Origin of the sequence: Aeromicrobium phragmitis, assembly GCF_003674095.1 — a bacterium.
GTDB classification, from domain to species: domain Bacteria; phylum Actinomycetota; class Actinomycetes; order Propionibacteriales; family Nocardioidaceae; genus Aeromicrobium; species Aeromicrobium phragmitis.
The window spans coordinates 1-355 of sequence record NZ_RDBF01000191.1 but is presented as its reverse complement, the minus strand read 5'-3'; the positions used below and the strand labels follow the sequence as shown (position 1 = coordinate 355).

The 355-nt window shown below is 68.2% G+C and carries 1 pseudogene; it reads right to left on the bottom strand.

What is annotated here, in order from left to right:
• Positions 1-295: pseudogene (locus tag D9V41_RS16920) on the bottom strand (DNA topoisomerase IB); the annotation flags it as partial.
• Positions 296-355 lie beyond the last annotated feature (60 nt).

Genomic DNA, 355 nt, shown 5'->3' with positions numbered 1-355 from the left:
GCACGACAGCGCGGCGGCGCAGGAGCGCATCGGCGAACTCCTCCATCTGCTCGAACTTCTGCCGATCGCGTCGCTCGCGCCACGCGGGGTGGTACAGGTACTGCCGGCGGCCGGCATCGTCGGTGCCGACCGCCTGGAGATGCCCGTTGTCCACCGGACAGATCCACACTTCGGTCCAGGCCGGCGGGATGACCAGCTTCTTGCACCGTTCGATGTCGATGGCCGCGAGCGGCTCACCGTTCTCGTCGAGGTACCGGAACCCGCGGCCGTGACGCACACGTGTCCATCCGGGCATCGACGCCGACACCCTCCGCAAACGCACCACCGGATCAAGCCCCCTTCGGATGAGGAGCGA